Raw genomic sequence first — 13128 nt, 5'->3', positions numbered from 1 at the left:
GAAGGTCCCGGATGAGCGAGAGCGCCCTGCGCCTGGTGTGGGTCTACCCGGACCTGCTCAGCACCTACGGCGACCGGGGCAACGCCCTGGTCGTCGAGCGGCGGGCCCGCCAGCGCGGGATCGGCGTCCAGCGGATCGACGTCCGCTCCGACCAGGCGGTGCCCACCAGCGGTGACATCTACCTGATCGGCGGCGGCGAGGACCGCCCGCAGCGGCTGGCCGCCGAGCGGCTCCGGGCCGACACCGGCCTGGTCCGGGCGGCGGAGAACGGCGCGATCATCTTCTCGGTCTGCGCCGGCTACCAGATCCTCGGCCACGAGTTCATCAACGACCTGGGCCAGCGCGAGCCGGGCCTGGGCCTGCTGGACGTGTGGACCACCCGCGGCGAGGGCGCCCGCTGCGTCGGCGACGTGCTCGCCGACACCGACCCCCGGCTGTCGATCCCTCAGCTGACGGGCTTCGAGAACCACCAGGGCGTCACCCACCTCGGCCAGGGCGTCTCGCCGATGGCCACCGTGCAGGTCGGCCGGGGCAACGGCACCGGCGACGGCACCGAGGGCGCCTGGCGCGACACCGTCTTCGGCACCTACCTGCACGGCCCGGTGATGGCGCGCAACCCCGCCGTCGCCGACATGCTGATCAAGCTGGCACTGGACGTGAACGCCCTCCCTCCGGCGGACACCACCTGGTACGACGCGCTGCGCACCGAGCGCATCGCGGCCACCAAGCAGCCCGCCTGACAAGGCCCTTCGGGCCCGAGTGACAAGGCCCTTCGGCCCGCGTGACGAGGCCCTTCGACCCGGGCACCGGCTGACCTGACCGCATGGCGGGCAGTCGGTGCCGACGGGCGGCCTTTCATAAGACAATAGAGTCAGTGTTCGGACGCACACCCTCCTCGGCGTCCGTTCCTACAGCTGCGCGGGCTCGTCGACGAAGCCGCTCCCGCGTCGGCGTCCGCCCGGGCCGGACACGGGCGCCGTATGCTGTGCTCTGTGTGGCCCGTTTTGGGCGGTTTATGTCCGATTCGAGCCTGCCTTTAGGTGGAGACACCAAGGTGGTAGTCCGGCCATACCGGTTCATCCCCCGGCGTCGCAGCCGGGGGTGCCCCCAGGGGAGTTGCAAAGCGATGCGTATTGGTGTGCTGACCAGCGGCGGTGACTGCCCCGGCCTGAACGCCGTGATCCGGTCCGTGGTCCACCGGGGGGTGGTCGACCACGGCGACGAGATCATCGGCTTCCAGGACGGCTGGCGAGGCCTGCTCGAAGGGGTGCACCGGCCCCTGACCCTCGACTCGGTGAGCGGCATCCTCGCCCAGGGCGGCACCATCCTCGGCTCCTCCCGCGTGCAACCCAGCCACCTGCGCGACGGCGTCGAGCGGGCCAAGCAGTACTGCAAGGACCTCGGCATCGACGCCGTGATCCCGATCGGCGGCGAGGGCACCCTCAAGGCCGCCAAGCTGATGAGCGACGCGGGCCTGCCCGTGGTCGGCGTGCCCAAGACCATCGACAACGACATCGCCTGCACCGACGTCACCTTCGGCTTCGACACCGCCGTCTCGGTGGCCACCGAGGCGCTCGACCGGCTGAAGACCACCGCCGAGTCGCACCAGCGCGTGATGGTCGTCGAGCTGATGGGCCGCCACACCGGCTGGATCGCCCTGCACGCCGGCATGGCCGCCGGTGCCCACGCCATCGTGGTGCCCGAGCGCCCGTTCCACATCGACAAGCTGACCGAGGTGGTCCGCGAGCGCTTCGACCGCAAGAAGAAGTTCGCCATCGTGGTCTGCGCCGAGGGCGCCAAGCCCGAGCCCGGCACCATGCACTGGGAGGAGGGCACCAAGGACATCTACGGTCACGAGCGCTTCACCGGTGTCGCCAACCAGCTCTCCCGCGAGCTGGAGCACCGCCTGGGCAAGGAGGCCAAGCCGGTCATCCTCGGCCACACCCAGCGCGGCGGCACCCCCACCGCCTACGACCGCGTCCTGGCCACCCGCTTCGGCTGGCACGCCGTGGAGGCCGCCCACAAGGGCGCCTTCGGCCACATCACCGCCCTCCAGGGCACCCAGATCAACCTGGTGCCGCTGGCCGAGGCCGTCGCCGACCTCAAGACCGTCCCCGCCGAGCGCTACGCCGAGGCCGAGACCGTCATCTGACGACCCCCGAGGTACGGACGGGGGCCACCGCCGGTGCGGTGGCCCCCGTCCGCCGTGCTCAGAGCGTGCGGGCCAGGCGGTCGGTCAGCAGGCGGGTGAAGCGGGCCGGGTCGGGCAGGTCGCCGCCCTCGGCGAGCAGGGCGCTGCCGTGGACGAGCTCGGCGATCTCCACCAGGGCCGGGGCCCCGGGCTCCGCGCGGTGCGCCTCGTAGAGGGCGGTGACCAGCGGGTGGGTGGGGTTGAGCTCCAGGATCCGCTTGACCGGCGGCAGCTCCTGGCCCATCGCCCGGTACATCTTCTCCAGGGTCGGGGTCAGGTCGTTGGCGTCACCGACCAGACAGGCCGCCGAGGTGGTGAGCCGGCTGGAGAGCCGCACCTCCTTGACCTGCTCGGCCAGGGTGGTGCCGAGCCAGCCGAGCAGCGCGGCGTAGTCCTCCTCGCGCTTGGCCTTCTCCGCCTTCGCCTCCTCGCTCCCCTCGGCCTCCTCGCCCAGGTCCACCTGGCCCTTGGCGATGGACTGGAAGCGGTGCCCGTCGAAGGCCGGCACCTGGTCGGTCCAGACCTCGTCCACCGGGTCGGTGAGGATCAGCACCTCGTAGCCCTTGGCCGTGACGGCCTCCATGTGCGGGGAGTTCTCCACCATCGCGCGGTTCTCGCCGGTCAGGTAGTAGATGCAGTCCTGACCCTCCTTCATCCGCTCGACGTACCCGCGCAGCGTGGTCGGCTGCTCCGGGTCGTGGGTCGAATCCGCCGAGACCAGCTCCAGCAGGGCGTCCGTGTTGTCCCGGTCCTCGATCAGGCCTTCCTTGAGCACCCGGCCGAACTGCTCCCAGAGCTTGGCGTAGCCCTCGGCGTCCTTGGTCCGCAGGTCCTTGACCGCGCCGAGCACCTTCTTGACCAGGCGCCGGCGCACGGCGGTGATCTGGCGGTCGTGCTGGAGGATCTCGCGGGAGACGTTCAGCGAGAGGTCGTGCGCGTCCACCACTCCCTTGACGAACCGCAGGTAGTTCGGCATCAGGGCTTCGCAGTCGTCCATGATGAACACCCGCTTGACGTACAGCTGCACGCCCCGCTTGGTGTCCCGGGCGAACAGGTCGAAGGGGGCGTGGGCGGGGAGGAAGAGCAGTGCCTCGTACTCGAAGGTGCCCTCGGCCTTCATGTGGATGGTCTGCGCGGGGGGCTGCCAGTCGTGGCTGATCTGCTGGTAGAACTCGTGGTACTCGGCCTCGGTGACCTCGCTGCGCGGGCGGGCCCAGAGCGCCTTCATCGAGTTCAGCGTCTCCGGCTCGGGCCTCGTGCCGTCCTCACCGGCTTCACCGGCCTCGGCGGCCATCCGGATCGGCCAGCGGATGAAGTCCGAGTACTGCTTGACGATCTGACGGATCTTCCAGCCGGCCAGGTAGTCGCCCATGCCGTCCTCGCCGTCCGCCGGCTTGAGGTGCAGCGTGACGCTGGTGCCCACCGGCAGGCCCTCGGCCTCGGAGACGGTGTAGCTGCCCTCGCCGTCGGACTCCCAGGCGGTGCCCTGCTCTGTGCCGGCCCGGCGGGTCCGCAGGGTCACCTTGTCGGCCACCATGAACGCCGAGTAGAAGCCCACGCCGAACTGGCCGATCAGGCTCTGCGCGGCCTCCGCGTCCTTGGCCTCCTTGATCTTGGCCAGCAGCGAGGCGGTGCCCGACTTGGCGATGGTGCCGATCAGGTCGACGACCTCGTCACGGGTCATCCCGATGCCGTTGTCCCGCACCGTCAGGGTCCGGGCCTCGCGGTCGGCCTCCAGCGTGATGTGCAGGTCGGCGGTGTCCACCGCCAGGTCGGAGTCGGTGAGGGACTCCAGACGGAGCTTGTCGAGCGCGTCGGAGGCGTTGGAGATCAGCTCGCGCAGGAAGATGTCCTTGTTCGAGTAGATCGAGTGGATCACCAACTGCAGCAGCTGGCGGGTCTCCGCCTGGAACTCCAGCGTCTCGGTCTGGCTGGCCACGGGAGTGGTCTCCTTCTGGTACTCGTGCTGTCAACGGTTCGGGCCGGGCCGGGCTCGCCGAGCCCGTGTCATCGCCCGGACGACAGGGTAAACCGTCCGGCGAGCCATCACCCGACCGTCCCGCGGACCTCGTAGCTTGACGCCATGGAGATCCTCGCCTACGGCGTCCAGCGGGACGAACAGCCCATCCTGGAGCACGCCTTCGCCGGCAAGCACCCGCTGCGCTGCCTGCCGGTCTTCCTCGACCGCGACACCGCCCCGCTCGCCGCCGGCTACCCGGCGGTCAGCAGCAGCGTCAACGCCGAACTCGACGCGCAGACCCTCACCATCCTGGCCGCAGGCGGCACCCGGCTCATCGCCCAGCGCTCCACCGGCTTCAACAACATCGACCTCGAGGCCGCCGAAAAGCTCGGCATCGCCGTCTACCGGGTCTCCTACTACAGCCCGTACGCGGTGGCCGAGCACGCCTGGACCCTCGCCCTGGCCGTCAACCGCCGCCTGGCCCGGGCCGCGAACCGCTCCCGCGAGTTCGACTTCCGCCTCGACGGCCTGCTCGGCCGCGACATCCACGGCATGACGGTCGGCGTGATCGGCACCGGCAAGATCGGCGAGTGCTTCGCCCGCATCGCGGCCGGCTTCGGCACCACCCTGCTCGGCTGGGACATCGCCGAGAACCCGGCCTGCCTCGACCTCGGCATGACCTACGTCGACCGCCCCGCCCTCCTCGCCCGCGCCGACATCGTCAGCCTGCACGTCCCCCTGCTCCCCGCCACCCACCACCTGATCGACGCCGCCGCCCTGGCCGCCATGAAACCCGACGCCATCCTGGTCAACTCCAGCCGCGGCGGCCTGGTCGACAGCGCAGCCCTGGTCGAGACCCTCCGCACCGGCCGCCTGGCCGGCGTCGGCCTCGACGTCTACGAGGAGGAGACCGGCGTCTTCTTCACCGACCGCTCCGTCGAGGGCATCCCCGACGACACCCTCGCCCGCCTGGTCACCTTCCCCCAGGTCATCGTCACCTCCCATCAGGCCTACTTCACCCACACCGCCGTCGGCCAGATCATCGAGGCCACCGCCCGCAACATCGACGACTTCGCCGCCGGCCGCACCACCGAGAACACCCTGGTCCCCGCCGCAGCCGGCTGATGCCGATCGACTCGGCCGCACGGTCCGGACCTCCGGGCAGGGCCCCGGTCGGCTGTCCGCACCGGACGGCGCCGGGGGGGCGTCTCGGGGAGTGGGCAGCCGTGGTCGCGGGACCTTCGGCTCGGCTATCGTCGGGGCATGACCGTATTGGTGAGCCGCCGCCATGTGGACCATGGCCTTGCCACCACCACGAGTTGTCGCCGCGTCGGCTGACGCGGCCCGTTCCCTTCCACGACGCACCTCGTCCCTGCCACGAGGTCGGCCGCTCCAGTTCCGAGCCGAGCGGCCCCCTGTTCGCGCGTCCGCGGATGGCGGCGACCGCCGCTGGGCTCCCACCCTCCTTCACCCGGATTGGGACCCTTCCATGCGCCTGCGCACCCTCCGCTCCCTCCCCGCCGCACTGGCCCTCGCCGGCGCGGCGGCGCTCTGCCCGCCCGCCGCTGCCGCCCAGGGCGGCTTCGGGCCGCTGCCGCCACAGAACCCGGCCACCGCCGCGAACGGCACCGCCACGATGCACGGCGACAGCGCCTCCAGCGACACCACCCCGTACGCCGGACCGGGGAGCGGCGCGGTCCACTGGAGCCGCACCGCGCTCGCCTCGGCCTGCCCGACGGTGGTGATCGGAACCGACCGGCTGCCGGTGACCCTGTGCACCACGATCTTCGGGCAGACGCCGACGGTGCACCTGCTGGACCCGGCGACCGGCGCCGACCTGGCCTCCCTGGCGCTGCCCAAGGGCAGCCTGTTCGGCGGCGTCTACACCTACCTCGACAGCGCCGACGCGCTGGTCGTCGTGGACGGGAACGACGGCCTCCTCCGCATAGGCCACCATCTCGTCGGCGGGAAGTGGACTCTGACAGTCGATCAGTCGACCTCCCTGGCGGGCTCGATCCCGTCCGGGGACAACATCGTCGGGCTCAGCCCCGGCTGGGACGGCCGGGTCTGGTTCGCCACGGCCGGCGGCGTCATCGGCACGGCGGACACCACCGGCGGGACCGTCCGGACCATCACCACCGGGGAGGGTGTGGGGAACAGCATCTCCACCGTCCCCGGCCACACCGCCGTCGCCACCGACCACGCGCTCTACCTGCTCACCGAGGGCGCGGACGGCACGCCGACCATCGAGTGGCGCGCGCCCTACGACCGCGGCCCCGGCCGCAAGCCCGGCCAGCTCAGCTGGGGCACCGGGGCGACCCCGAGCTTCTTCGGCCCCGGCACCGGCACGGAGTACGTCACCATCACCGACAACGCCGCGCCGCACGAGAACCTGCTGATCTACCGGGTCGCCGACGGGCCGACCCCGGTCTGCGCCACACCCGTGCTCACCCAGTACCCCGCGAGCGGCACCGAGGACGCGGTGATCGCCTCCGGCAGCAGCGTCTTCGTGACGAACACCTACGGCTACCCCTACCCCGCGCTGCCGGCCGGCACGCCCGCCAGCGTCCCCGGCTCGGCGAGCTTCGACGGCGGCCTCAGCCGCGTCGACCTCGACGCCGACGGGGCCGGCTGCCACCTGGTCTGGAACAGCAACGTGAAGTCGGCCGCACTGCCACGGCTCTCGCTCGCCGACGGGAAGATCTACACCCTGACGGTCAGCGGCCCCACCGACTCGGTGGGTGCGCAGACCTTCGCGACCTACTCCTACGCCACCGTCGACCCGGCCAGCGGAGCGCAGCTCTCCAGTTCCCGGATCGGGCTCGGGCTGCTCTACAACCCCCTGCAGATGACCGGCACCACTGCACCCGACGGCACGCTCTACCAGGGCACCGAGACTGGCGTGCTCCGCGTGACCGCCGGGTGAACCCAGGCTTCGCCGGCACGCACTGACGAGCTCACTGCGACCGGGTGGGCGTGGGCGTCGGCGTCGGCGTCGGGATGACCGCGTCGTCGAGCACGCCGCTCAGGTCGTTCACCGCTGTGGCCTCCACCGACACCCTGCGGGTGTTCCGCACGGCCACCGTGCTCACCGGCGTCTGGCCCCAGGCCAGGAGCCCAGCCCGGCGCGCTCGGCACGATGGTCCGCCGGGCGGTGATCGGCACCGTGTCCCGTCGCCTCACCCGCCGTGGGCCGGCGAGCCGGCCTGGGCCTCGGCTCTGCGGCCGGACCTCTATCGGACCCCTACCGGGCCGCTACCGGACCGGGCCGGTCAGCGTTTCGATCGGCTGCGGCGGCCGTTTCGGTTCCTTCCGGGTGAGGCTCGCCAGCTCTTCCGGTGGCTCGGCGCCGTCCTGAACGGTCGTCACGTAGGCCCTTGCCTGCTGCAGGTTCAGTCGGGGGGCCTGCTTGCGCAGGTGGCTCAGCGCGGCCACGACGCCGGCGGAGCGGACGAGCGCGCGGACGGCGGCGGCCAGCGGATCAGGGGGTCTGACGCCCTTGACCTGCAGGAGGTACTGCTCCTCCCAGTCCTCGTCCTCCCACCAGACGGCGGGCACGTAGTGGATGCTCCCGTCGTGCCGGTCCACCAGGTAGTGGCCGCCGACGAAGCTGCCGCGCGAGTCACGGGCTCGGGCCTGCTCCGCCGAGCGCCAGAAGACCAGCCAGCCGACCGCGCGCTCCTCCACGTGGTAGATCTCCGGCGTGGGGGCGGGCCCGCTCCACCGCTGCGCCGGCAGCTCTCTGGCCAGGAAGGACTCGACGAGCTCGACGGCTCGTTCCTCGGAGATCACGATCTCATCATTCGCCACCGGTCAACCGGTTTTCGGCACGCCCGTGCCGCCCCCACCGAGAATGCCGCAGGCCTCTTCGATTCGGTGGTTGACGGGGTCCATGGGCGACGGCATGATGACGGACTGCGTGGCCTACGCCGAACCTCCCGCGACCGTCCCCAGCACGGTCTCCCATCGGAGGCAAAGGGACCAGCGTCTCAGGCCGTTGTCGCAGCCCGATCGCCTCGGGCGGGGTTGCTGGGGAACGATCGCTCAAGGCGTGGAAGGCCACGATGACAGCCCACCGGAACTTCAAGCGCCAGGTGCGCGCCCGCGCCGCCAAGACCGGCGAGTCCTACACGTCCGCCCTCCGGCACTTCCGCCCGGCTCCATCGGGAGACGTCACGTCGGAGACGAGGAACCCCGAGGGCGTGCGGCTCGCCGTCGCCCAGACCCCCGTCCGCGAGGACCCCCGAGATGTGGACGCGCTGCGCGAGAGCGGCCGTCAGGTCCGTGCCCTGATGCGCGAGGCCGGTGCTCGGGGCGCGCGGATCGTGCACTTCCCGGAGGGCGCGATCTGCTTTCCCCACAAGCTCGTCATGTCCGTCGACGGCCCGGACGCGGTCGGCCCGGCCGACTGGAGCCGGTGCCAGTGGCCGGTCCTGCGAGCTGAGCTGGCGGCGATCGCCGCATTGGCAGGCGAGTTGCGGCTGTGGACGGTGATCGCCTCGGTGCACCGCCTGACCGAGCCGCACCGCCCGCACAACAGCCTCTACGTCATCTCCGACCGCGGCGAGGTCGTCACGCGCTACGACGAGCGCCGGCTGTCGAACACGAAGGTCTCGTACCTGTACTCGCCGGGCACCTCGCCGGTGACCTTCGAGGTCGACGGCGTGCGGTTCGGCTGCCTGCTCGGCATGGAGATCCACTACCCGGAGCTGTTCGCCGAGTACGAGAGCCTGGACGTCGACTGCGTCCTGCTCTCCACGACCGGCGTCTCCCCCGGCAACGCCGCCGTCCAAGCCCAGGGCCACGCCGCGGCGAACAGCTACTGGGTCAGCTTCTCGGTGCCGACGCAGCACAGCGCCACCGCGCCGTCCGGAGTCGTCGCACCGAGCGGCGACTGGCTCGAACGCTGCCCCACGGACGGCCCGCCGTCGCTGGCGGTCGTCGACCTCGACGACGGCTCCGAGGCCGCCGCCGAAGCAGTGGCCCACGCGCGCCCTTGGCGTCGCAAGTCGCGCGCCGGCCTGTACGCGGAGCACCAGGTGACCGACCCGCGCAGCGAAGACCGCACCGCGGCCTTCTGACGACTGGGAGGTATGCCCACCCGTCCGCTGTCACCGGTCGCGGCCAGGGCCATCGCGGCCAGGTGGCCGGGCAGGACCGCGCCGACCCGGCGGCTGAGCGCCACGTGCCAAGCCGCGGCGAGTGTTTCGGGGACTGTCGTGCGGTGCTCCCGCACCGCGGGTTCGAATCCCACACTCTCCGCGGCGGGGCTGCCCTGGTCCGTCGCGGCGAGGGGGCGGCCCAGTCCCCCACCGGACACGAGGTCGTCAGCGGGTCCAGGACTCCCAGAGGGCGGCGTAGGGGCCGCCGGCCGCGACCAGTTCCTCATGCGGGCCGAGTTCGGTGAGGCGGCCGTCCTCCATCACCGCGACCCGGTCGGCATCGTGGGCGGTGTGCAGGCGGTGGGCGATCGCGATCACGCTCCGGCCCGCCAGCACGGCCGCCAGGGCGCGTTCGGTGTGGCGGGCGGCCGTCGGGTCGAGCAGGGCGGTGGCCTCGTCCAGGATCACCGTGTGCGGGTCGGCCAGGACCACCCGGGCCAGGGCCAGCTGCTGGGCCTGGGCTCCGTCCAACCGGTGGGCGCCTGCGCCGAGTTCGGTGTCCAGGCCGGCCGGCAGCTCCTGTGACCACCCGACCGAGGCAAGGGCCGCGATCAGCTCGGCGTCGGCGGCCCCGGGCGCCGCGATCCGCAGGTTGTCGCGCAGGGTGCCGAGGAAGACGTGGTGCTCCTGGGTGACCAGCACGACCTGGCGCCGTAGCTGCTCCGGATCGAGCCCGGCGATCGGGACCCCGCCCACCGTCACCGTGCCGGTGCGCGGCTCGTCCATGCCGGCCAGCAGCCGACCGAGTGTGGTCTTGCCCGAGCCGGACGGGCCGACCACGGCCAGCCGCTCGCCCGGGCGGATCGTCAGGTCGATGCCGTGCAGCACGTCCGCCCGGCCCTCGTAGGCGTAGCGGACGCCGGCCACCTCGATCCGGTCGTCGGCCGGCGCCGCACTGCGGGTCGCCGGGACCTGCCGGGCCTCGGCCAGCCCCTCGACCCGGGCGAAGGCGGCGCCGCTGCTCTGGAGCTGGTCGATCCAGATCACGATGGTGTCGAGCGGCGGCTCCAGTTGGCGGACGAAGAGCGCGGCGGCGACGGCCGACCCGAGGCTGACCATCCCGTGCGTGTGCAGCAGACCGCCGGCCAGCAGCACCACCACCACCGGGACGGTGTAGGAGGAGCTGACGACCGGGAAGAAGACGTTCCGAAGGAAGAGGGTCCGCTCCCGGGTGCGGCGGCACTCCTCGACGGCGGCCTCGCCGGCCGCGAGCCGGCGCTCCTGCAGGCCGAGCGCCTCGACCGTGCGGGCGCCGGAGGCGTTGGCGGCGAGCACCTCGGCCAGCGCGGAGTTGGCGGCGCCCTCGTCCAGGTAGCCGGGCCGGGCCCGGCGCAGGTACCAGCGGGAGCCGGACCAGATGCCGACCATCCCGATCATGCCGCAGGCCCCGAGCAGTGGCTGGACGACGAAGATCGCGCCGATCACGAAGACGATCTGCACCAGGGCGACGAACACGTCCGGGGCGGCGTCGCGCAGCGCGGTGCCGACGGCGGCGACGTCGGCCGTGCCCCGGGTGGTCAGGTCGCCCGCGCCCGCCCGTTCGACAGTGGTCGGTGGCAGGGCCAGGGCGCGGTCGGCGAACTGCTCGCGGATCCGGGCCGAGGTGCGCTCCCCGAACCGGTGGGCGACGTAGCGGGCCTGGCGGGAGAGCAGCAGTTGGGCGAGTGCTGCGGCCACGATGGCGAGCGCCAGCCGGTCGACAGCGTGGGTGCCGGCGCCGGCCGAGACCACGTCGATGATCCGGCCGAGCAGCGACGGGCCGGCCAGCCCGGCCAGGGCGGCCAAGGCGTTGAGCGTGATCAGGGCGGCGAAGCCTCGGACGTCCCGGCGGATCACCGCGAGGGTGGCCCGGCGGACTGCGGCGGGCCCGGCGACGGGGAGGCGGGTGCTCACAGTCATCGGACGGGCTCCTCGGCGCGGCGGGGGTTCGGCACGGCAGCGTCCTCGGTGTCGATCACCTCGGAATCGGCCTCGGTACGGGCGACCAGGGCCTGGTAGCCGGGGTGGTCGCGGAGCAGCTCGCGGTGGCTGCCGGTGGCGGCGACCTTGCCGTCGACCAGGTACTGCACGGTGTCGGCCTGGTCGAGCAGGAGCGGGGAGACGCCGGTGACCAGGGTGGTCCGGCCGGCGCGGGCGCGGCGCAGGCCGGCCACCATCGCGGCCTCGGTGTGCGTGTCGACGGCGGAGGTCGGCTCCACGGCGAGCAGCACCTCGGGGTCGGCGGCCAGCGCGCGGGCCAGCCGCAGGCGCTGCCGCTGACCGCCGGACAGGTTGCGGCCGTCCGCCTCGATCAGGGTGTCCAGACCGTCCGGCAGTCCGCGCAGGACGTCGAGCGCGGCGGCGGCCGCCAGCGCCGCGTGCAGCGCGGCGTCGTCCGGCCGGTGCCGGCCGGAGAGCACCTCGCGCAGCGGGCCGGCGAACAGGGCTGCCTCGTTGTCCGCGACCAAGATGCGGTCCCGGACGGCGGCCAGGGCGAAGGAGTCGAGCGGGTCGGTGCCCCAGGTGCCCCCGGTGCCCCGCTGCGCGCCGGTCGCGGCGAACCGGCCGAGCCGGTCGACCACGGCGGCGGCGTCCTGCGGCCGGGCGCAGGCCAGCACGGTCAGCCGACCGGGGAGCACCTCGACCCCGGAGGCCGGGTCGCGCAGCGCGGCGGGCGCGGCGGGCGCCTCGGCGCCGCCCGGGCGGGTGCCCGGGTCGAGCGAGAGGAAGCGGACCACCCGGGCGGCGGCGACCAGGCCACGGCTGATGTCCTGCCCGCTCTCGACCAGGAACTGCACCGGGAAGACCAGCACCGCCACATACCCATAGACCGCGACCAGCTGACCCACCGTGATGTCGCCGGAGGCGGCGAGGCGGGCGGCCAGCCAGGTCACGGCGGCGAGGAACAGCGTGGGCAGCCCGACGCCGAAGGACTGCAGCCAGCTGGTGACCGCGCCGACCCGGTAGCCGTCGGCCCGCAGCTCCTGCGAGTCGCGCCGGTAGCGCTCGGCGTAAGTCTCCTTGCCGCCCAGGCCGTTCAGCACCCGCAGCCCGCCCACCATGTCCTCGAACCGGGCGGCGAGCCGCCCCTGCCGCTCGCGGTAGCGGCTCTCCACCCCGCGCAGCCGGCCCAGCAGCGGCCCGACCAGCACCGCCATCGACGGGACGCCCAGCAGCACCACGACCGCGAGCAGCGGGGAGACCGTCAGCAGCAGCACGCCGACGGTGGCGATCGCGACCAGCGAACCGATGCCCGGCCCGACGAAGGTCAGCGTCCGGGCGATCTGGCCGACGTCGCCGATGCCGATGGTGACCACCTCACCGGAAGTCACCAGCCGGGGCAGCGCGGCACCGAGCCGGACGGACTGGCGGTTCACCACCCGGACGGTGCGGAAGGTGGCGTCCATCCGCAGCCTGGTCATGGTCCGGTGCCGCAACATGCTGATCCCGGCGTTGAGCAGGCCGGCGACCAGGATGGCGGCGGTCCAGGCGACCAGCGCGCGCGGACGGCCCGCCCGCAGGCCGTCGTCGACGGCGCGGGAGAGCAGGTACGGCTGCAGGGTCAGCATGAGCATCCAGATGATGCTCAGTAGCGCCCCGGTGACCACCCGCCGACGCTGCGTGGCGGTCAACCAGCGCAGGTAGCGGGCGGCGCTGCGGATGTCCGGCGTCCCCGGATCGTCGCTCAGGTCGTGCACCGTCGCACTCTACTGTCAGCTCGTGGACCTCGGGGCTGCGGCAGGACGCCGGGACCTGACCGGTACCGCTCGTTCTGCCGCTCCGGAGGAGGCATGCCCGCGCGGTACCGGGGCAGCCGATGTCTGGCCGACCGCTTC

General features: G+C 72.7%; 10 protein-coding genes. 5 read left to right on the top strand and 5 right to left on the bottom strand.

Annotation, left to right across the window (positions count from 1 at the left end):
* Positions 1-11 precede the first annotated feature (11 nt).
* Both CFP65_RS34750 and CFP65_RS34745 read left to right on the top strand, forming a co-directional pair.
* On the top strand, positions 12-740 hold the full coding sequence (locus CFP65_RS34750) for a type 1 glutamine amidotransferase (protein WP_104821343.1): 729 nt from the start codon (positions 12-14) through the stop codon (positions 738-740).
* Between the two features lie 386 nt (positions 741-1126).
* Positions 1127-2152, top strand: coding sequence for a 6-phosphofructokinase (locus CFP65_RS34745; protein WP_104819902.1), 1026 nt, complete (start codon positions 1127-1129; stop codon positions 2150-2152).
* Between the two features lie 58 nt (positions 2153-2210).
* On the opposite strand, the gene htpG is transcribed toward CFP65_RS34745, so the two are convergent.
* Positions 2211-4130, bottom strand: a complete 1920-nt coding sequence (gene htpG, locus CFP65_RS34740) for a molecular chaperone HtpG (protein WP_104819901.1) — start codon at positions 4128-4130, stop codon at positions 2211-2213.
* Positions 4131-4274: 144 nt separating this feature from the next.
* On the opposite strand from htpG, the gene CFP65_RS34735 reads away from it, so the two are divergent.
* Together CFP65_RS34735 and CFP65_RS34730 are read left to right on the top strand one after the other, a co-directional pair.
* Positions 4275-5276 (top strand): 2-hydroxyacid dehydrogenase, encoded by a 1002-nt coding sequence (locus tag CFP65_RS34735; RefSeq protein ID WP_104819900.1) that lies wholly within the window; start codon positions 4275-4277, stop codon positions 5274-5276.
* 364 nt (positions 5277-5640) lie between these two features.
* Positions 5641-7077 (top strand): hypothetical protein, encoded by a 1437-nt coding sequence (locus CFP65_RS34730; RefSeq protein ID WP_104819899.1) that lies wholly within the window; start codon positions 5641-5643, stop codon positions 7075-7077.
* Positions 7078-7108: 31 nt separating this feature from the next.
* Here CFP65_RS34730 and CFP65_RS41925 read toward each other — a convergent pair whose 3' ends face one another.
* Both CFP65_RS41925 and CFP65_RS34725 read right to left on the bottom strand, forming a co-directional pair.
* Positions 7109-7243 (bottom strand): hypothetical protein, encoded by a 135-nt coding sequence (locus tag CFP65_RS41925; RefSeq protein ID WP_256387292.1) that lies wholly within the window; start codon positions 7241-7243, stop codon positions 7109-7111.
* A gap of 163 nt (positions 7244-7406) precedes the next feature.
* A complete protein-coding gene (locus CFP65_RS34725; RefSeq protein WP_104819898.1) occupies positions 7407-7943 on the bottom strand; it encodes a YrhB domain-containing protein in 537 nt (178 codons plus the stop codon).
* Positions 7944-8215: 272 nt separating this feature from the next.
* Between CFP65_RS34725 and CFP65_RS34720 the strand changes: the two genes are divergently transcribed.
* Positions 8216-9232 carry a carbon-nitrogen hydrolase family protein gene (locus CFP65_RS34720; protein ID WP_104819897.1) on the top strand — a complete coding sequence of 339 codons (1017 nt, stop codon included), beginning with the start codon at positions 8216-8218 and terminating at the stop codon, positions 9230-9232.
* A 246-nt stretch (positions 9233-9478) separates the two neighbouring features.
* On the opposite strand, the gene CFP65_RS34715 is transcribed toward CFP65_RS34720, so the two are convergent.
* Positions 9479-11212 carry an ABC transporter ATP-binding protein gene (locus CFP65_RS34715; RefSeq protein WP_104819896.1) on the bottom strand — a complete coding sequence of 578 codons (1734 nt, stop codon included), beginning with the start codon at positions 11210-11212 and terminating at the stop codon, positions 9479-9481.
* Entirely contained in the window at positions 11209-12990 is a 1782-nt protein-coding gene (locus CFP65_RS34710; RefSeq protein WP_104819895.1) for an ABC transporter ATP-binding protein, read from the bottom strand. The genes CFP65_RS34715 and CFP65_RS34710 overlap by 4 nt, the downstream gene beginning before the upstream one ends.
* Positions 12991-13128 lie beyond the last annotated feature (138 nt).

This window comes from Kitasatospora sp. MMS16-BH015, from assembly GCF_002943525.1.
Taxonomy (GTDB): Bacteria; Actinomycetota; Actinomycetes; order Streptomycetales; family Streptomycetaceae; genus Kitasatospora.
This window is presented reverse-complemented; position numbering and strand designations above follow the sequence as displayed.